18 protein-coding genes are annotated in these 17,797 nt (G+C 74.0%); all 18 read left to right on the top strand.

Annotated features, from left to right (window positions below):
• Positions 1-19 precede the first annotated feature (19 nt).
• The 18 genes from G6553_RS07770 to G6553_RS07685 all read left to right on the top strand — a co-directional run bounded on the left by G6553_RS07770 (position 20) and on the right by G6553_RS07685 (position 17,564).
• Positions 20-1,450 carry a UDP-N-acetylmuramoyl-L-alanyl-D-glutamate--2,6-diaminopimelate ligase gene (locus tag G6553_RS07770; RefSeq protein WP_166190756.1) on the top strand — a complete coding sequence of 477 codons (1,431 nt, stop codon included), beginning with the start codon at positions 20-22 and terminating at the stop codon, positions 1,448-1,450.
• Complete coding sequence (gene murF / locus G6553_RS07765) at positions 1,447-2,826, top strand: UDP-N-acetylmuramoyl-tripeptide--D-alanyl-D-alanine ligase (RefSeq protein ID WP_166190739.1); 1,380 nt, start codon at positions 1,447-1,449, stop codon at positions 2,824-2,826. The genes G6553_RS07770 and murF overlap by 4 nt, the downstream gene beginning before the upstream one ends.
• A complete protein-coding gene (gene mraY, locus G6553_RS07760) occupies positions 2,823-3,893 on the top strand; it encodes a phospho-N-acetylmuramoyl-pentapeptide-transferase (RefSeq protein ID WP_166190737.1) in 1,071 nt (356 codons plus the stop codon). The genes murF and mraY overlap by 4 nt, the downstream gene beginning before the upstream one ends.
• Positions 3,893-5,395 (top strand): UDP-N-acetylmuramoyl-L-alanine--D-glutamate ligase, encoded by a 1,503-nt coding sequence (gene murD, locus G6553_RS07755; protein WP_347565576.1) that lies wholly within the window; start codon positions 3,893-3,895, stop codon positions 5,393-5,395. Before mraY ends, murD begins: the two co-directional genes overlap by 1 nt.
• 26 nt (positions 5,396-5,421) lie before the next feature.
• Positions 5,422-6,672, top strand: coding sequence for a putative lipid II flippase FtsW (gene ftsW, locus G6553_RS07750; RefSeq protein WP_166190733.1), 1,251 nt, complete (start codon positions 5,422-5,424; stop codon positions 6,670-6,672).
• A gap of 6 nt (positions 6,673-6,678) precedes the next feature.
• Complete coding sequence (gene murG / locus G6553_RS07745; RefSeq protein ID WP_166190732.1) at positions 6,679-7,758, top strand: undecaprenyldiphospho-muramoylpentapeptide beta-N-acetylglucosaminyltransferase; 1,080 nt, start codon at positions 6,679-6,681, stop codon at positions 7,756-7,758.
• Positions 7,755-9,128, top strand: a complete 1,374-nt coding sequence (gene murC / locus G6553_RS07740) for a UDP-N-acetylmuramate--L-alanine ligase (RefSeq protein ID WP_166190730.1) — start codon at positions 7,755-7,757, stop codon at positions 9,126-9,128. The genes murG and murC overlap by 4 nt, the downstream gene beginning before the upstream one ends.
• Positions 9,121-9,888 carry an FtsQ-type POTRA domain-containing protein gene (locus G6553_RS07735; protein WP_166190728.1) on the top strand — a complete coding sequence of 256 codons (768 nt, stop codon included), beginning with the start codon at positions 9,121-9,123 and terminating at the stop codon, positions 9,886-9,888. Before murC ends, G6553_RS07735 begins: the two co-directional genes overlap by 8 nt.
• 403 nt (positions 9,889-10,291) lie before the next feature.
• The gene (gene ftsZ / locus G6553_RS07730; protein ID WP_166190726.1) at positions 10,292-11,527 is read left to right on the top strand and encodes a cell division protein FtsZ; all 1,236 of its coding nucleotides are present in this window, start codon (positions 10,292-10,294) and stop codon (positions 11,525-11,527) included.
• Between the two features lie 5 nt (positions 11,528-11,532).
• Positions 11,533-12,252, top strand: a complete 720-nt coding sequence (locus G6553_RS07725; RefSeq protein ID WP_166190724.1) for a polyphenol oxidase family protein — start codon at positions 11,533-11,535, stop codon at positions 12,250-12,252.
• On the top strand, positions 12,249-12,944 hold the full coding sequence (locus G6553_RS07720; RefSeq protein ID WP_347565575.1) for a YggS family pyridoxal phosphate-dependent enzyme: 696 nt from the start codon (positions 12,249-12,251) through the stop codon (positions 12,942-12,944). The genes G6553_RS07725 and G6553_RS07720 overlap by 4 nt, the downstream gene beginning before the upstream one ends.
• A 58-nt stretch (positions 12,945-13,002) precedes the next feature.
• Positions 13,003-13,518 carry a cell division protein SepF gene (gene sepF / locus G6553_RS07715; protein ID WP_166190722.1) on the top strand — a complete coding sequence of 172 codons (516 nt, stop codon included), beginning with the start codon at positions 13,003-13,005 and terminating at the stop codon, positions 13,516-13,518.
• Between the two features lie 7 nt (positions 13,519-13,525).
• Positions 13,526-13,816 (top strand): YggT family protein, encoded by a 291-nt coding sequence (locus tag G6553_RS07710; RefSeq protein ID WP_166190720.1) that lies wholly within the window; start codon positions 13,526-13,528, stop codon positions 13,814-13,816.
• A 148-nt stretch (positions 13,817-13,964) separates the two neighbouring features.
• Positions 13,965-14,726, top strand: a complete 762-nt coding sequence (locus G6553_RS07705; protein ID WP_166190718.1) for a DivIVA domain-containing protein — start codon at positions 13,965-13,967, stop codon at positions 14,724-14,726.
• 190 nt (positions 14,727-14,916) lie between these two features.
• On the top strand, positions 14,917-15,396 hold the full coding sequence (locus tag G6553_RS07700) for a TraR/DksA family transcriptional regulator (protein WP_166190716.1): 480 nt from the start codon (positions 14,917-14,919) through the stop codon (positions 15,394-15,396).
• On the top strand, positions 15,369-15,929 hold the full coding sequence (gene lspA / locus G6553_RS07695; RefSeq protein ID WP_166190714.1) for a signal peptidase II: 561 nt from the start codon (positions 15,369-15,371) through the stop codon (positions 15,927-15,929). The genes G6553_RS07700 and lspA overlap by 28 nt, the downstream gene beginning before the upstream one ends.
• On the top strand, positions 15,926-16,861 hold the full coding sequence (locus G6553_RS07690; RefSeq protein WP_166190712.1) for an RluA family pseudouridine synthase: 936 nt from the start codon (positions 15,926-15,928) through the stop codon (positions 16,859-16,861). Before lspA ends, G6553_RS07690 begins: the two co-directional genes overlap by 4 nt.
• Positions 16,848-17,564, top strand: coding sequence for a GNAT family N-acetyltransferase (locus G6553_RS07685; protein WP_166190710.1), 717 nt, complete (start codon positions 16,848-16,850; stop codon positions 17,562-17,564). Before G6553_RS07690 ends, G6553_RS07685 begins: the two co-directional genes overlap by 14 nt.
• Positions 17,565-17,797 lie beyond the last annotated feature (233 nt).

Here is a 17,797-nt window from a genome sequence, read left to right as displayed (position 1 = left end):
CGCCTCGACCGTCGGCGGCCTGAGCACCCGGGGCGGCGACGCCGTGGTCACCGGCGTCTCGCTGAGCTCCCAGCGGGTCCGGCCCGGTGACCTGTACGCCGCCCTGCCCGGCGCGCGCGTGCACGGCATCGACTACGCGGCCGGTGCCGTCGAGGCGGGGGCGGTCGCGGTGCTGACCGACCCGGCCGGCGCCGACCGGGCGCCCGCCGGCGTACCCCTCGTGGTGGCGGACGACCCCCGCAGCCTCCTCGGACGCCTGGCCGCCCGCGTCTACGGCGAGCCCGCGACGCGGATGCGGATGGTCGGCGTGACCGGCACCCAGGGCAAGACGACGACGACCCGGCTGGCGGAGAGCGGCCTGACCGCGGCGGGCGTGCCGGCGGCGGTGATCGGCACCGTCGGCACCCGCGTCCGGGGCACCGACGTCGAGACGACGTTGACCACCCCCGAGGCGCCCGACCTGCACGGCCTCTTCGCCGCGATGGTCGACGAGGAGGTCGACACCTGCCTGATGGAGGTCTCCAGCCACGCGCTGGTGATGGGGCGCGTCGACGGGATCGTCTTTGACGTGGCGGTCTTCCTCAACCTCGGGCGGGACCACCTCGACTTCCACGCCGACGTCGAGGACTACTACCGCGCCAAGGCCTCGCTGTTCACCCCCGAGCGCGCCCGGCTCGCGCTGGTCAACCTCGACGACGAGCACGGCCGACGGCTGGCCGCCGAGACGACGCTGCCGGTCCGCACGTTCTCCGCGGAGGGCGCCGTGGGCGCCGACTGGCGCGCCGTCGACGTCGAGCTGCACCCGCACGGGTCCCGCTTCCGCGTGCTCGGCCCGGGCGGCGTCGACGTCCCCGCGGCCTGCCCGATCCCCGGTGGGTTCAACGTCGCCAACACCCTGGCCGCTGTCGCCGCGTGCGCCGAGGCCGGATTGGACGCCGCGACCGTCGCGGACGGCCTGGCCACGGGCGCCGGTGTCCCCGGACGGCTGGAGCGGGTCGAGGCCGGCCAGGACTTCGTCGTGGTCGTCGACTACGCCCACAAGCCCGACGCCGTCGAGGCGGCCGTCGCCGCACTGCGTCCCGTGACAGAGGGCCGGCTGCTCGTCGTGCTCGGCGCCGGCGGCGACCGGGACCCGGGCAAGCGCCCGATCATGGGAGAGATCGCGTCCCGCCTCGCCGACCTCCTCGTCGTGACCGACGACAACCCCCGCACCGAGGACCCCGCCGCGATCCGCGCCGCCGTGCTCGCCGGCGCTACGGGCGGAGCCGAGGTGCTCGAGGTCGGTGACCGCCGCGCCGCCATCCGCGAGGCGCTGGGCCGGGCCCGCGCCGGCGACGTGGTGCTCGTGGCCGGAAAGGGGCACGAGACCGGCCAGGAGGTGGCCGGCGTGGTCCACCCGTTCGACGACCGCGAGGTCGTGCGCGAGGAGCTGGAGGCGGTGCGGTCGTGATCCCCCTGACGCTCGACGAGGTGGCCGCGGTCGTCGGCGGCACCGTCGACGGCGACGGCACCACCCGGGTGACCGGACCGGCGTACCTCGACAGCCGCGAGCCCGTCGTGGGCGGGCTGTTCGTGGCGATCGCGGGGGAGCGCGTCGACGGCCACGAGTACGCCGCGCACGCGCACGCCGTGCTTGGCAGCCGGCCGACCGGGCGCCCGTCGGTCCTGGTCGACGACCCGGTCGCGGCCCTGGGCCGGCTCGGCCGCCACGTGGTCGACGCCACCGGGGCCGCCGTGCTGGCGCTCACCGGCTCCCAGGGCAAGACCGGCACCAAGGACTACCTCGCCCACGTGCTCGCCACGGTCGCGGGCAGCGGCGTGCCCGACGGCGTCGTCGCGACGCGAGGCAACTTCAACAACGAGATCGGCGTCCCACTCACCGTGCTGCGCGCGACCTCCGACACCACCCACCTCGTCGTCGAGATGGGGGCCCGTGGCATCGGGCACATCGGCTACCTGTGCGAGGTCGCGCCGCCGGCGGTCGCCGCCGTGCTCAACGTCGGCACTGCCCACCTCGGGGAGTTCGGCTCCCGCGACGCGATCGCGCAGGCCAAGGGCGAGATCGTCGAGGCGCTCCCCGCCACCGGCACCGCGGTCCTCAACGCGGACGACCCGCTCGTCGCCGCGATGGCGCCGCGCACCGAGGCCCGCGTGCTCACCTTCGGCCAGGCCGGTGACGTCACCTGGCGCGGCCTGGGCCTCGACGACCTCGGCCGTCCCACCTTCGAGCTCGGTCACGCCGGGCAGTGGCACCCGGTCGCGCTCCGCCAGGTCGGTGCGCACCAGGTTGCCAACGCCGCCGCGGCCGCCGCGATGGCGGTGGCCGTCGGGTGCGACGCCGCCGACGTCGCGGCCGCGCTGTCGACCGCCGAGAGCGCCTCGCGCTGGCGGATGGAGCTGCGCGAGCGCGCCGACGGCCTGGTGGTGCTCAACGACGCCTACAACGCCAACCCGGCGTCGACCGTCGCCGCCGTCGAGGCGCTCGCCGCGCTCGGCCGGCGCGGCACACGGCGTACCGTCGCGGTGCTGGGGGAGATGCGCGAGCTGGGCCCCACCAGCCACGACGACCACGTCGCCGTCGGTCGGGCCGCGGCCGAGGCCGGCATCGACGTCGTCGTCGCGGTCGGTGAGCCGGCTGCCGGCATCGCCGAGGGCGCCCGGGCGGTCGCGGGCTGGCGCGGTGAGGCGATGCTCACGGCGGGGCGGGACGATGCGCTCGCCTGGGTGCGGGAGAATGCTGCGGCCGGGGACGCCGTCCTCGTCAAGGCCTCGCGCGGCGTCGCGCTCGAGGTCCTCGCGGAGGGACTGCTGGAGGACGTGACGTGAGAGCCGTACTGCTCGGGGGTGGGTTGGCCCTGCTCATCTCCCTGCTCGGCACCCGGGTCGCGATCTCGCAGTTCACCCGGCTGGGCTACGGCCAGGAGATCCGCGACGACGGCCCGACCAGCCACCACACCAAGCGGGGCACGCCCACCATGGGCGGCGTCGTCATCATCGCCGCGACGGTGATCGGCTACTTCGCGGCGAAGCTGATCACGATGAGCGAGCCGTCCGCGTCCGCGCTGCTGCTGCTCTTCCTCTTCGTCGGCATGGGCCTGGTCGGCTTCCTCGACGACTTCATCAAGATCTCCAAGCAGCGCAGCCTCGGCCTGCGCAGCAAGGCCAAGATGGTCGGGCAGACCGTCATCGCGCTGGTCTTCGGCTTCCTGGCGCTCTCGCCGTGGCTGGAGGACGACCGCGGCCGCACGCCCGCCTCGGACCACATCTCGTTCATCCGCGACTTCACCGCGTTCGCGCTGCCGACCGTCGTGGTGATGGCGCTCATCTGGTTGATCGTGACCGCCACCTCGAACGCCGTGAACCTCACCGACGGCCTCGACGGGCTCGCCACCGGCGCGAGCGTGATGGTCTTCGGCGCCTACACGCTGGTGAACATCTGGCAGAACAACCAGTCCTGCGAGATCTCGCCCGGCGCCACCTGCTACGAGGTGCGCGACCCGCTCGACCTCGCGGTCATCGCCGCTGCCATCACCGGCGCGTGCTTCGGCTTCCTGTGGTGGAACGCCTCGCCCGCGCAGATCTTCATGGGCGACACCGGCTCGCTCGCGCTGGGCTCGGCGCTGGCCGGCCTCGCGATCCTGACCCGCACCGAGCTGCTGCTCGTCGTGCTCGGCGGCGTGTTCGTCGTCGAGACCCTCTCGGTGATGCTGCAGGTCGGCTGGTTCCGGATCAGCGGCGGCAAGCGGATCTTCCGGATGGCGCCCATCCACCACCACTTCGAGATGCTCGGGTGGGAGCAGGTCACCGTCGTCATCCGGTTCTGGATCGTCACCGGCCTCTGCGTCGCCGCCGGGCTCGGCATCTTCTACGCCGAGTGGGTGGCAGGCATCTAGTGCGCGATCCCGATCGCCTCCAGACCCTCGGCCAGCTCGACTCCTGGGAGGGCGTGCGGGCCGTCGTCGCCGGCTTCGGCGTCTCGGGCTTCGCCGCGGCCGACAACCTCCTCCACCTCGGCGCGACCGTGACGGCGCTCGACGAGTCGGCCGCGGGCAAGGAGGAGAAGGCCGAGCTGCTCGAGGTGCTGGGCGCCTCGATCCGGCTCGAGGAGGGTGCGACCGCCGTCCTGCCCGACGACGTCGACGTGCTCGTCACCAGCCCCGGCTGGCGCCCCGACGCGCCGCTGCTCGCCCAGGCGCACGCACGCGGCGTACCCGTCTGGGGCGAGGTGGAGCTCGCCTGGCGCCTGCGCCACCCCGAGCACGCCGCGCCCTGGCTGGCCGTGACCGGCACCAACGGCAAGACCACGACCGTGCAGATGCTCGACGCGATCCTGCGGGCCGCCGGCCTGCGCAGCGTCGCGGCCGGCAACGTCGGCCTGCCGCTGGTCGAGGCGGTCATGGACCCCACGCCGCACGACGTGATGGCCGTGGAGCTCTCGAGCTTCCAGCTGCACTACACGCGGTCGATGGCCGCCGAGTCCGCCGCGGTGCTCAACCTCGCCGAGGACCACCTCGACTGGTACGCCGGCGACTGGGCCGCCGGTCCTGGTGCGAACAGTGCGGACCCGATGCGCGCGTACGCCGCCGACAAGGGCCGGATCTACCAAGGCGTCGAGCGCGCCTGCGTCTACAACGTCGCCGACCCCGAGACCGAGCGGCTGGTCCGCGAGGCCGACGTGCAGGAGGGCGCCCGCGCGATCGGGTTCACCCTGGGGATGCCCGGCGTCGGCATGCTCGGCCTGGTCGAGGACATCCTCGTCGACCGGGCGTTCATCGAGGAGCGCGGCACGAGCGCCGCCGAGCTGTGCACCGTCGCCGACCTCGCCAGCCCTGCGCCGCACTTCGTCGCCGACGCGCTGGCCGCCGCCGCGCTCGCCCGCGCCCACGGCGTCTCGCAGCAGGCGGTGCGCGACGGCCTGCGCGCCTTCCGCCCCGATGCCCACCGGATCGCGGTGGTCGCCGAGCACGAGGGCGTGACCTGGGTCGACGACTCCAAGGCCACCAACCCGCACGCCGCCCAGTCCTCGCTCCAGGCCTACGACCCGGTCGTGTGGGTCGCCGGCGGCCTGGCCAAGGGCGCGCGCTTCGACGACCTGGTCCGCTCGGTGCGCGACCGGCTGCGCGGCGTCGTGCTGCTCGGCCGCGACCGCGGGGTCGTCGCCGAGGCGCTCGCGCGACACGCGCCGGATGTGCCCGTGATCGACGTCGGTGCCGGTGAGACTGGTCCCGAACAGGCTCCCATGGAGCGCGTCGTGGAGGCGGCGGCCACGTTGGCCCGACCCGGCGACACGGTCCTGCTGGCTCCTGGTTGCGCCTCCATGGACCTGTTCGCCAGCTACGCCGACCGCGGGGAGCAGTTCGCGGCCGCCGTGCGCAGGAGGACCGGGCAGGACTGAGTCGAGCGGATGCGAGGAGGCGGGCAGTGGCCACCACCGTCGAGCCGCCCGCCACCCGGCCCGACCCGTCCGCCGGGTCCGACGAGCGCCGGCCCGGCCGGTTCGCCTGGTTCGCGGCCGCGCGCGAGGCGCTCGACAAGCCGCTGACGGCGTACTACCTGCTGCTCGGCGCCTCGGGCCTGCTGCTGACCATCGGCCTGGTCATGGTGCTCAGCGCCTCGAGCGTCTACTCGTTCCGCATCTTCGACAACTCCTACGCGATCGTCACCCGCCAGCTGACCTGGGTCGCGCTCGGTCTGCCGGCGGCGTACGTCGCCAGCCGGATGAGCACGAGGTGGCTCAAGCGGCTCGCGTTCCCGGCGTACCTCGTCGCGCTCGTGCTGCTGCTGATGACCGCCTTCCTCGGCATCACCGTCAACGGCAACCAGAACTGGTTGGCGCTGGGTCCGGTGCAGATCCAGCCCTCGGAGATCGCCAAGCTGGCGCTCGTCATCTGGGCGGCCGCGACCTACGCCAACAAGGAGCGCCGGCTCGGCCAGCTGCACCAGATCATGGTGCCGGTCGTCCCCGGCCTGCTGCTGGCCACCGGGCTCGTCGTCGTCGGACGCGACCTCGGCACGGCGCTGGTCTTCATGGCGATCCTGCTCGGGATGCTGTGGGTGGTCGGCGCGCCGGCACGGTTCTTCACCTTCAGCCTGTCCGTCCTCAGCGTGCTCGCGATCTTCATCGCCTCGACCAGCTCCGAGCGGCTCGGCCGCATCACCACCTTCGTGGACCCGTTCCAGGACTACCACGACAAGGGTTGGCAGCCGGCCCACGGCCTCTACGCGCTCTCGACCGGCGGCGTCTTCGGTCAGGGCATCGGCGCCAGCCAGCAGAAGTGGGGTGACCTGCCCGAGGCCCACACCGACTTCATCTTCGCCGTCCTCGGCGAGGAGCTCGGCCTGCTCGGCACGCTGCTCGTCGTCGGCCTCTTCCTCACCATCGCGTACGCCGCGCTGCGGGTCGCCCGCGAGACCGCCGACCCGTTCGTGCGCTACTGCACCTTCGGCATCGTGGTGTGGCTGGTCGGCCAGATGATCATCAACGTCGGCATGGTGCTGGCCCTGCTGCCGGTGATCGGCATCCCGCTGCCGCTGGTCTCCTACGGCGGCTCCGCCCTGCTCCCGTCCCTGGTGGCACTCGGCCTGCTCATCGGGTTCGCCCGTCGCGAGCCGGAGGCGGCGCGCGCGCTGGCCCACCGCAAGCGCGACCGCGCCCGCTCGCTCGTAGGCTGACCCGCGATGCGCGTCCTGCTCGCCGGTGGTGGAACCGCCGGCCACACCTCGCCCCTGCTCGCCACCGCCGACGCCCTGAGGCGGCTGCGGCCCGACGTCGAGGTCACCTGCCTCGGCACGCCCCGCGGGCTGGAGAACCGCGTCGTGCCCGAGGCCGGCTACCCCCTCGAGCTCGTGCCGCCGGTGCCGCTGCCGCGCCGGCCCGGCGCCGACCTGTTGCGGGTCCCCGGCCGGCTGCGCGCCGCCGTCCGCGCGACCAACGACGTGCTCGACCGCGTCCGGCCCGACGTGGTCGTCGGGTACGGCGGCTACGTCTCGGTCCCGGCCTACCTCGCCGCCCGCCGTCGGGGCCTGCCGGTCGTCGTCCACGAGCAGAACGCGCTGCCCGGCATCGGCAACAAGGTCGGCGCCCGGGTGGCCCGCCGGGTCGCGGTGTCGTTCCCCGACACGCCGCTGCCGAAGGCCGAGCACGTCGGCCTGCCGATCCGCCGGATGATCGCCACGCTCGACCGCCCGGCGTTGCGCGCGGAGGCCCGCGCGTTCTTCGGACTCGACCCCGACCTGCCGACGCTGGTCGTCACCGGCGGCTCGCAGGGCGCCCGGCGGCTCAACCAGTCGGTCTCCGGTGCGGCCGCCGCGCTGGGCGAGGCCGGCGTGCAGGTGCTGCACGTCGTCGGCCCCAAGGGCGAGGCCACGCCCGCCGCCACCGGCACGCCGTACGTCGTCGTCGACTTCGTCGACCGGATGGACCTCGCGCTGGCCGCCGCCGACCTCATGGTCTGCCGCGCGGGCGCGTCGAGCGTGACCGAGGCCGCCGCGACCGGCGTGCCCGCCGTCTTCGTGCCGCTGCCCATCGGCAACGGCGAGCAGGAGCACAACGCCCGGCCGGTCGTCGACGCCGGGGGAGCGCTGCTGGTCTCCGACGCGGCGTTCACCGCCGAGTGGGTCGCCGCGACCGTCCCCGGCCTGGCCAACGACCGCGAGCGGCTCGCCACGATGGGTGCCGCCGCCAGCGACCTCATCCCGCGCGACGCCGACGAGAAGCTCGCGCGCATCGTGCTCGAGGTCGGCGGGGCCGGCGCGTGAGGGTCCCCGTCCCGGACGTCGTCCCGCCCGCCAAGGAGCTCGGCCGCGTCCACTTCGTCGGCATCGGCGGTGCCGGTCTCTCCGCCATCGCCCGGATCATGCTCGCCCGCGGCATCGCCGTCAGCGGCAGCGACGGCGTCGACAGCCCGACCCTGGCCTCCCTGCGCGACGCCGGCGCGACCGTCTTCGTGGGCCACGACGCCGCCCAGGTGGGCGACGCGGACACCCTCGTGGTCTCCACCGCCGTCCGCGAGGACAACCCGGAGCACGTCGAGGCCGTCCGCCGCGGGCTCCGCGTGCTGCCGCGCTCCTCGGCACTCGCCTCGGTCATGGCCGGCCGCCGCGTCGTCGCCGTCGCCGGCACCCACGGCAAGACCACGACCACCTCGCTGCTGACAGTCGCGCTCCAGGCCGCCGGCGCCGACCCGACCTACGCCGTCGGCGGCGAGCTGGCCGCGACCGGCACCAACGCCGCCGAGGGCACCGGCGACCTCTTCGTCGCCGAGGCCGACGAGAGCGACGGCGCGTTCCTGCACTACAGCCCGTACGCCGCGATCGTCACCAACGTCGACGCCGACCACCTCGACCAGTGGGGCACGCCCGAGGCGTACGCCGCCGCGTTCGACCGGTTCGCCGACACCGTCTCGCCCGACGGGTTCCTCGTCTGCGTGGTCGACGACCCGGGAGCGGCGGCGCTGGCCGAGCGGCACCGGGCCCTCGGCCGCCGCGTCGTCACCGTCTCCACCCGCGCCGGCAGCGGGGACGCCGTCGACGTCGGGCCGGACGCGCTCGCGGGGGTCACGCTCTGGTCACCCGGGGACCACTACCTCGCCGACGCGCTGGCCGCGCTGGCCACCGGGCTCACCCTCGGGCTCGACCGCGCCGCGCTGGTGGCCGGCCTGGCGGCGTACACCGGGACGAAGCGGCGGATGGAGCCCAAGGGCGAGGCCGGCGGCGTCCGCGTCTACGACAGCTACGCCCACCACCCCGTCGAGATCGTCGGGGACCTGCAGTCCGGCCGGGCGCTCGCGGGGGAGGGGCGGCTCGTCGTGGCCTTCCAGCCGCACCTGGTCTCGCGGACGCGGATCTTCGGCGAGGCGATGGGCCAGGCCCTCGGCGCCGCCGACGAGGTCGTGCTCACCGACGTCTACCTCGCCCGCGAGGAGGCCGATCCCGAGGTCACGGGGGCGTACGTCGCCCGCTCGGTGCCGTTGCCCGCCGATCGCGTCGCCGTGGTGCCCGACCTCGACGACGTGGCCGCCGAGCTGGCTCGCCGGGCGCGCCCCGGCGACCTCGTGCTGACCCTCGGCGCCGGCACCATCACCGCCGTCGGCCCCCGCGTGCTGGAGCTGCTGCGCGACCATGGCTGACCGGTCGAGCACCGACACCTTCGAGCGGACCCGCCGCCGGTTCGTCCGCCGGCAGCGGGCCGGCCGGCGACGCCGTTGGCGGCTGCTGCTCGTCGTGGTCCTCCTGCTCGCCCTGGTGGTCGGCGGGCTGTGGCTGGTCTTCTTCTCCGACCGGCTCGCCGTCCAGGGGGTCGAGGTGCGCGGCACGGAGACGCTGAGCGAGGGGGAGGTGCGCAGCGCGGCGGCCGTGCCCACCGGCGAGCCGCTCGCGACGCTCGACCTGGCGGCCATCGAGGCCCGGATCGAGACCCTCGCCCCGGTGCGCAGCGTCGACGTCTCGCGCCAGTGGCCCGACGCGGTGCTGGTGGACGTCGAGGAGCGCACCCCGGTCGCGGTCGTCTCCATCGGCGGGGAGTTCCGCGGCCTGGACGCCGAGGGCGTCGTGTTCGACCGCTTCCGCAAGGCCCCGCCCGGGATGCCGCGGGTCGAGGTCTCCGCCGACGTGGCCGACGACGCGCTGGTCGAGGCCGCCGCGATCGTCGCCGCGCTGCCCGGGGACCTCGCGGCCAAGGTCGACCACGTCGAGGTGCGCACCGTCGACCAGGTCTCGCTCGCGCTGCGCGACGGCCGCACCGTCCGGTGGGGGAGCGCGGACGCCTCCGAGCAGAAGGCCCAGGTCCTCGCCGGCCTCCTCGCCGCCCAGCGGGCCCCGATTTACGACGTCTCCGTCCCCGGCCAGCCCACCGTCTGCACCCAGCCCGCCGTCTGCGGCGACGACTGACCCCGCCGAGGGGTGGCGCTCGCGCAGGGTCGAGGTGGCGCTCGCGCAGGGTCGAGGTGGCGCTCGCGCAGGGTCGAGGTGGCGCTCGCGCAGGGTCGAGGTGGCGCTCGCGCAGGGTCGAGGTGGCGCTCGCGCAGGGTCGAGGTGGCGCTCGCGCAGGGAACGACGTGCAGCACCGCCAGGTCGGCGGGGCACGACACGCACGACACGCGGCGTGTCCTCCCGGATCGGGCGGTCTGTGCTGCCTAGTGTCGTCCGCACGACGAGGTTGACATAACTATAACCCTCCACCTGAGGGTCAGAGTTGCGGACACGCCGAGTCGGACGACTTCCCCGCGCGGGCCACCGCCCGCACGCACCGCACCCAGACCTGAACCGACCTCCACCGAAAGGCGAAGCCGCCGTGGCAGCTGCACAGAACTACCTGGCCATCATCAAGGTCGTGGGCATCGGCGGTGGCGGCGTCAACGCCGTCAACCGGATGATCGAGGTGGGGCTCAAGGGTGTCGAGTTCATCGCGATCAACACCGACGCCCAGGCCCTGCTCATGAGCGACGCCGACGTCAAGCTCGACATCGGCCGCGAGCTCACCCGCGGCCTCGGCGCCGGCGCGAACCCCGACGTCGGTGGCCGCGCCGCCGAGGACCACGCCGACGAGATCGAAGAGGTCATCAAGGGCGCGGACATGGTCTTCGTGACCGCCGGCGAGGGTGGCGGCACCGGCACCGGCGGGGCGCCGGTCGTCGCGCGCATCGCCCGCTCGCTCGGTGCGCTGACCATCGGCGTCGTGACCCGGCCGTTCGCCTTCGAGGGCCGCCGCCGCGCCAACTCCGCCGAGGAGGGCATCGCCGCGCTGCGCGAGGAGGTCGACACCCTCATCGTCATCCCGAACGACCGCCTGCTCTCGATCAGCGACCGCAACGTCTCGGTGCTCGACGCGTTCAAGCAGGCCGACCAGGTCCTGCTCCAGGGCGTCTCGGGGATCACCGACCTGATCACCACCCCCGGCCTGATCAACCTCGACTTCGCCGACGTCAAGTCGGTCATGGCCAACGCCGGCTCGGCCCTCATGGGCATCGGCTCGGCCCGCGGCGAGGACCGCTCGGTCGCCGCCGCGGAGATGGCGGTCTCCAGCCCGCTGCTCGAGGCGTCCATCGACGGCGCGCACGGCGTCCTGCTCTCGATCGCCGGCGGCTCCGACCTCGGCCTGTTCGAGATCAACGAGGCCGCCGCGCTGGTCGCGCAGGCGGTCCACCCCGAGGCCAACATCATCTTCGGTGCGACCATCGACGACGCCCTCGGCGACGAGGTGCGGGTCACGGTCATCGCCGCCGGCTTCGACGGGGGTACGCCGAAGCGCCGCGACGAAGGCACGGTGCTGCGCCGCGAGCCCAAGCCGCAGCAGAGCCAGGAGGAGACCCGCAACGCCGCCCAGGCGCTCGCGGCCGGCCGCGGCGACGCGCCCGCCCGCTCGGAGCAGCGCGAGCCGGTCGCGGCGGCGAGCCGCCCGCAGGCCGCCCCGTTCCAGCAGGCCGCGCCCGCCCAGCAGGCGCAGCCGGCCCAGCCTGCGGCCCGCCCGGCGCCGCGCCAGGTCCAGTTCGACGACGACGACCTGGACGTGCCGGACTTCCTGAAGTAGTCGGGTTGTACGCCTTCCGCACGACGCACGGCCCCGCCGGCCGGTCCGTGGAGCTCGCCTTCACCGACCGCTCCGGCGGGGTGAGCGCCGCGCCGTGGGACGAGCTGGACCTGGCCATCGAGGGCGACGACCCGGAGGAGGCCCGCACGGAGAACCTCCGCCGGGTGCTCGCGGACTTCGCCCCGGACGCGGCGCTCGCCGACCTGCGCCAGGTGCACGGCCGCGAGGTCGTGACCGCGGACGGGCCGGTCGAGCGCGTGCCCGGGGACGGGCTCGTCACCACCCGGACCGACGTCGTCCTGATGGTCCGCGCGGCCGACTGCGTGCCGGTGCTGCTCTCGGGCGGCACGGTCGTGGGGGCCGCCCACGCCGGCCGGGTGGGCGTCACCGCCGGGGTCGTCCCGGCGACGGTGGAGCGGATGCGCGAGCTGGGCGCGACCGACGTGGTCGCGTGGATCGGCCCGCACGTGTGCGGGGGTTGCTACGAGGTGCCGCAGGAGATGCAGGAGGAGGTGGGGTCGGTGGAGCCGACGACGGTCGCGACGACGACGTGGGGCACGCCGTCCCTCGCGCTCGGCGCCGGTGTCCGTGCGCAGCTCGAGCGGCTCGACGTGGAGGTCGTCGACGTCTCCCGCTGCACGGTGGAGTCGCCCGACCTCTACTCCCACCGACGCGACGGCCGAGGCGCCGGTCGCCACGCCGGACTGGTCAGGAGGCTCCCGTGAGGCGCCAGGAGCTGGCCGCGGGCCTGGCCGCGGTGCGCGAGCGGATCGCGGCTGCGTGCGACGAGGCCGGTCGCGCCCCCGACGAGATCACCCTCGTGGTGGTCACCAAGTTCTTCCCCGCCTCCGACGTGCGGCTGCTGGCCGACCTCGGCGTCACCGACGTCGGGGAGAACCGCCACCAGGAGGCGGAGGCCAAGGCCGAGGAGTGTGCGGACCTGGGTCTGCGCTGGCACTTCATCGGCGGCCTGCAGTCGAACAAGGCGGCCGCGGTCGCGGCGTACTCCTCGGTCGTGGAGTCCGTCGACCGCGCCAAGCTGGTCGGTCCCCTGGCCCGCGGGGCCGCGGTCCGCGAGCAGCCCCTCGACGTGCTGCTCCAGGTGAGCCTGGACCCGCCCGGGCGCGAGGGGCGGGCCGGTGTCGACCCCGACGCCCTGCCGGCCCTGGCCGAGCGGGTCGCGCAGGAGCAGGACCTGCGGCTGCGCGGCCTGATGGCCGTCGCGCCGCTGGGGGAGGACCCGGCGACGGCGTTCGCCCGGCTGGCCGAGGTGCGGGCGGCGTTCGTCGCCGAGCACCCGGCGGCGACCTGGTTGTCCGCCGGCATGTCCGGCGACCTCGAGCACGCGGTCCGCCTCGGCGCGACACACGTGCGGATTGGCTCCGCGGTCCTCGGTTCGAGGCCTGCGGGGAAGTAGTGTCCGGAACATCCAAGGAGTGCCCCCTGCGGGCGCTGAGTCCCGAAAGGTCACACCCATGAGCGGCGCGATGCGCAGGATCGGCGAGTACCTCGGCCTGCTCGAGGACACCGGCCGGTACGACGACGAGTACGACGGCGACGACTACCACACCCAGGAGACGACGCCGGTCGCCGCGGCAGCGCGCTCCCAGCGGCCCCGCGCCGCCGGCCCGGCCCCCGTGGCGGACCTCGCCGAGCGCCGCCGTCCGGTCGCGCCCGTGGCCCCCGTGCCGTCGCCCGGCGTGGTCGCGGAGCTCAGCCGGATCACCACGCTGCACCCGAGCACCTACAACGAGGCGCGCACCGTCGGGGAGAACTTCCGCGAGGGCGTCCCGGTGATCATGAACCTCTCGGAGATGGACGACGCCGACGCCAAGCGTCTCGTCGACTTCGCCGCCGGCCTGGTCTTCGCCACCCGTGGCACGATCGAGCGGGTCACCAACAAGGTGTTCCTGCTGTCGCCGCCCAACGTCTCGGTGGCCGCGGAGGACAAGCAGCGGATCGCCGAGGGCGGTTTCTTCAACCAGAGCTGAGGAGTCATTGAACGCCGTCTGGCAGATCGCTTACGGCCTCACCTGGGTCTTCGTCGCGCTGCTGTGGGCGCGGTTCGTCGTGGACTGGGTGCAGGTCTTCGCCCGGTCGTGGTCGCCGTCGGGTCCGCTGCTGGTGGTGCTCGAGGTCGTCTACTCGATCACCGACCCGCCGATCAAGGCGCTGCGTCGCGTCGTGCCGCCGTTGCGGCTGGGCAGCGTGGCGCTCGACCTGAGCTTCATCCTGGTGATGATCGTCGCCTGGATCCTGCTCAACATCTTCCGCGGGCTGGCCTTCTAGCCGCTGCGTCCCGAGCCCGACCAGCGCGTCCGCCGGGTCACACCAGTCCCAGGTCAAGCGCTATTGTTCGACGGAGCAGCTGCGCGACGCTCCGCCACCGCTCGGCGACCGCACTGCGAACGCTCTGCCACAACCGACACGACAACGAATGGGTGAGGTCATGCCGCTGACGCCTGAGGACGTGAGCAACAAGCGATTCACTCCCGTCCGGCTCCGCGAGGGGTACGACATGGGGGAGGTCGACCAGTTCCTCGACGAGGTGGAGGCCGAGCTCGCGCGGCTGACGAAGGAGAACGACGACCTCCGGGCCAAGCTGTCCTCCGTGCAGTCGGGCACCCAGCCGGTGCCGGTCGCCCAGCCGGAGCCCACCCCCGAGCCGGTCGTCGAGAAGGCGCCCGAGCCGGAGCCGGCCCCCGTCGCGCAGCCCGTCGCCGCGAACGTCGGCGGCCCGGTCGAGACGATCCGCGTCGAGACGGTCCCGCAGGCCTCGAACGCTGCGGCTCGCCTGCTCGAGATCGCCACCCGCAACGCCGACGAGCTGGTCGAGGAGGCGAAGAACGACGCCGACAAGATCGTCGGGGAGGCGCGCACCAAGGCCGAGCGCCTGGAGGCGGAGTCGAAGTCGAAGGCCGACCGCCTCGAGTCCGACGCCCGCACCCGCGCGCAGATGCTCGACTCCGAGACCGCCGAGCGCCGCCAGCAGATGTTCGGCGAGCTCGAGCGCGAGCGGGACCGCCTCAGCAGCGAGGTGGAGACCCTCCGCTCGTTCGAGCGCGAGTACCGCTCCCGCCTCAAGACCTACTTCACCCAGCAGCTCGAGGCCCTCGGCTCCACCGAGAGCGCCGCGCCGAACGACGAGCAGCCCGCCCCGAAGCGGCTCCGCTCGATCCTCGGCGAGGACGAGAGCTGACCCGCAGCACCGCACAGCACCACGCACGACTCTCGGACGGCCGGCCCCTCACCAGGGGCCGGCCGTCCGGCGTTCCGGGCCCCGATCCCGGCGCCTCCCGCGGTTCGCGGTTGGCCCGGCTCCCGCGCTCGGCTACCCTCCGCCCACACGGTGACCGCAGGTCGCCGGGCGACCGGCCCGAGGAGGACCGATGGCAGGCAGCGCTGGGAGGACCACCGCGAAGGCGGCGGGCAAGGGAGCGGGCAGCACCGAGGCGGCGGCGACCCAGGCGCCGCTGGCGAGCCTGGTCGTCAAGGAGGGCGAGGAGGCCTGGACGAGCGAGGAGCTCGCCGAGGTGATCGACGAGCTGCACGAGCAGCGCGAGCACAGCGCGTCCATCGTCGAGAACCTCGACGAGGAGATCTCGGACCTGATGCGGGACTCCGGCGACGGCGCCGGGCAGGACCAGGCCGACATCGGCTCGTCGTCGTTCGAGCGGGACCACGAGCTCACCGTGCTGAGCAATGAGCGCGACAAGGTGGCCCAGATCGACCGGGCCCTGGGGCGCATCGACGACGGCACGTACGGCGTGTGCGAGTCGTGCGGTGAACCCATCGGCAAGATGCGGCTGATGGCTTTCCCGCGTGCGACACTCTGCATGCCATGCAAGCAGCGCGAGGAACGTCGCTGAGCGACGACACCGACCGTCCCGCCGTACCCTCACCGCCGCGCCGGGCGCGTCTCCGGCTGCTGTTCGCCGGCCTGTTCGCGGTGCTGTACGCCGTCGACGTGGTCTCGAAGGTCCTCGCGGTCGAGCACCTCGCCGGCCGTCCGGACGTCGAGGTCGTCGGCGACCTGTTCGTGCTGCACCTGGTGCGCAACCCGGGTGCGGCGTTCAGCATGGGCACGGAGTACACCGTGGTGCTCTCCTGCATCGCGATCGTGGCTGCCGGTGTCGTCCTGTGGCTGGCCCGCCGCGTCGGGAGCGTCCTGTGGGCAGTGGCCCTGGGCGTGCTGCTCGCCGGGATCGTCGGCAACCTCACCGACCGGCTGCTGCGTTCCCCCGGGCCGCTGCGCGGGCACGTGATCGACATGTTCATGGTGCCGAACTGGCCGGTCTTCAACGTGGCCGACATCTGCATCAACGTCGCGGCGGGGCTGATCCTGCTGCAGGCGTTCCGCGGGATCCGGATCGACGGCACCCGGGAGGGTGAGGGCGCGTGACGCAGGTCGACCACCGGAGCCTGTCCGTGCCCGACGGCCTCGCGGGCGAGCGCGTCGACGCGGCCATCGCCCGGATGTTCGGGCTCTCCCGCACCCGCGCGGCCGACCTGATCGCCGCCGGCCACGTGCAGCTCGACGGCGCCGAGGTCGGCAAGAGCGACCGGGTGCTGCCCGGCGCCGTGCTCGACGTGACCATCCCGAGCATGGTCGACCCGCTGGAGATCGTGCCGGAGATCGTCGAGGGCATCGGGATCATCCACGACGACGACGCGATCGTCGTGATCGACAAGCCGGTGGGCGTCGCGGTGCACCCCTCGCCCGGGTGGTCCGGCCCGACGGTGGTCGGCCACCTCGCGGGCGCCGGCTTCCGGATCGCCACCAGCGGCGCCTCTGAGCGCCAGGGCATCGTCCAGCGCCTCGACGTCGGCACCTCCGGCGTCATGGTCATCGCCAAGTCCGAGCACGCCTACTCGGTGCTGAAGAACGCCTTCCGCAACCGCACGGTCGACAAGACCTACCACGCGCTCGTCCAGGGCCACCCGGACCCGCTCGAGGGCACGGTCGACGCCCCGATCGGCCGGCACCCGAAGGCGGACTACAAGTTCGCGGTCATGGCAGACGGCCGGGCCAGCGTCACGCACTACAACACCCTCGAGGCGCACCGGTTCGCCAGCCTGCTCGAGGTGCACCTGGAGACCGGCCGCACCCACCAGATCCGCGTGCACATGGCCGCCCTCAAGCACCCGTGCGTCGGCGACATCACCTACGGCGCCGACCCGACGCTCGCCCGCCGGGTGGGCCTGGAGCGGCAGTGGCTGCACGCGGTGCGGCTCGGCTTCGAGCACCCCGAGACCGGCGAGCAGGTGAGCTACGAGTCGACGTACCCCGCCGACCTGGCGCACGCGCTCGAGGTCATCCGTGACGCCCACTGACGCCTCCGCCGGTCCCGACGTGACGGTCCGCCCGGCCGTGCCGGGCGACGTCGGAGCGCTGGCCGCCGTGCACCTGCGCGCGCGGCGGGCGGCGCCGATGCCCGAGCCGGCGCACCCCGACAGCACGCTCGCGCCGTTCCTCGCCACCCGGATCGGTGCTGACCAGGTCTGGGTCGCGGAGGCGGGGGAGCGGGTCCTGGGCTACGCCCGGCACACCTCGACCTGGCTCGACGACCTGTACGTCGACCCGTCGGCCGCCCGCCAGGGCGTCGGGTCGCTGCTGCTCGACGTCGTCAAGGACCGGCTCGCGGACGGCTTCTGCCTGTGGGTCTTCGCCTCGAACACCCCCGCCCGCGCGTTCTACGCCCGCCACGGCCTGCTCGAGCTCGAGGAGACCGACGGCTCCGCGAACGAGGAGCATGCACCCGACGTGCGCATGGCCTGGCCCGGCCGCGACCCCCTGCGGTTCCTCCGCGGGCTGGTCGACGAGGTCGACGAGGAGCTGGGCGACCTGCTCGCCCGGCGCGCAGCCCTCACCCGGGCGATCCAGCCGCTCAAGACCGACCCCACCCGCGACCCCGCCCGCGAGCGGGAGGTCGCCGAACGGGTCGCCCGCCGGGCCCCGCGGCTCGGCACCGACCGGCTCGTGCCCGTCATGGACGCGATCATCACCGCCTCCCTCGACGCCGCCGCCGAGGACTGAGCAGGCGGCGCGTGCTGCTCGTAACGCGCTGTCCAAGCAGCTGCCGCGCCGTTCGAACGGCGCGGTAGTCGGTCGGACGGCGCGGACGTTGGTCGGACGGCGCGGTAGTCCTTCAGACGGCGCGTCAGTTGGGCGAACGGCGCGTTACAAGCCCACCCGCGGACCGCCTGAGACGTGCGTGACAGCCGACCGCACTGTCGGCGGCGAGTGCCAGCATGGGCCGCAGCCGTGAA

The organism is Nocardioides sp. IC4_145 (genome assembly GCF_011250565.1).
Taxonomy (GTDB): domain Bacteria; phylum Actinomycetota; class Actinomycetes; order Propionibacteriales; family Nocardioidaceae; genus Nocardioides.
Note: the sequence above shows the minus strand (reverse complement) of the source record. Positions and strands in the feature narration are given on the sequence as shown.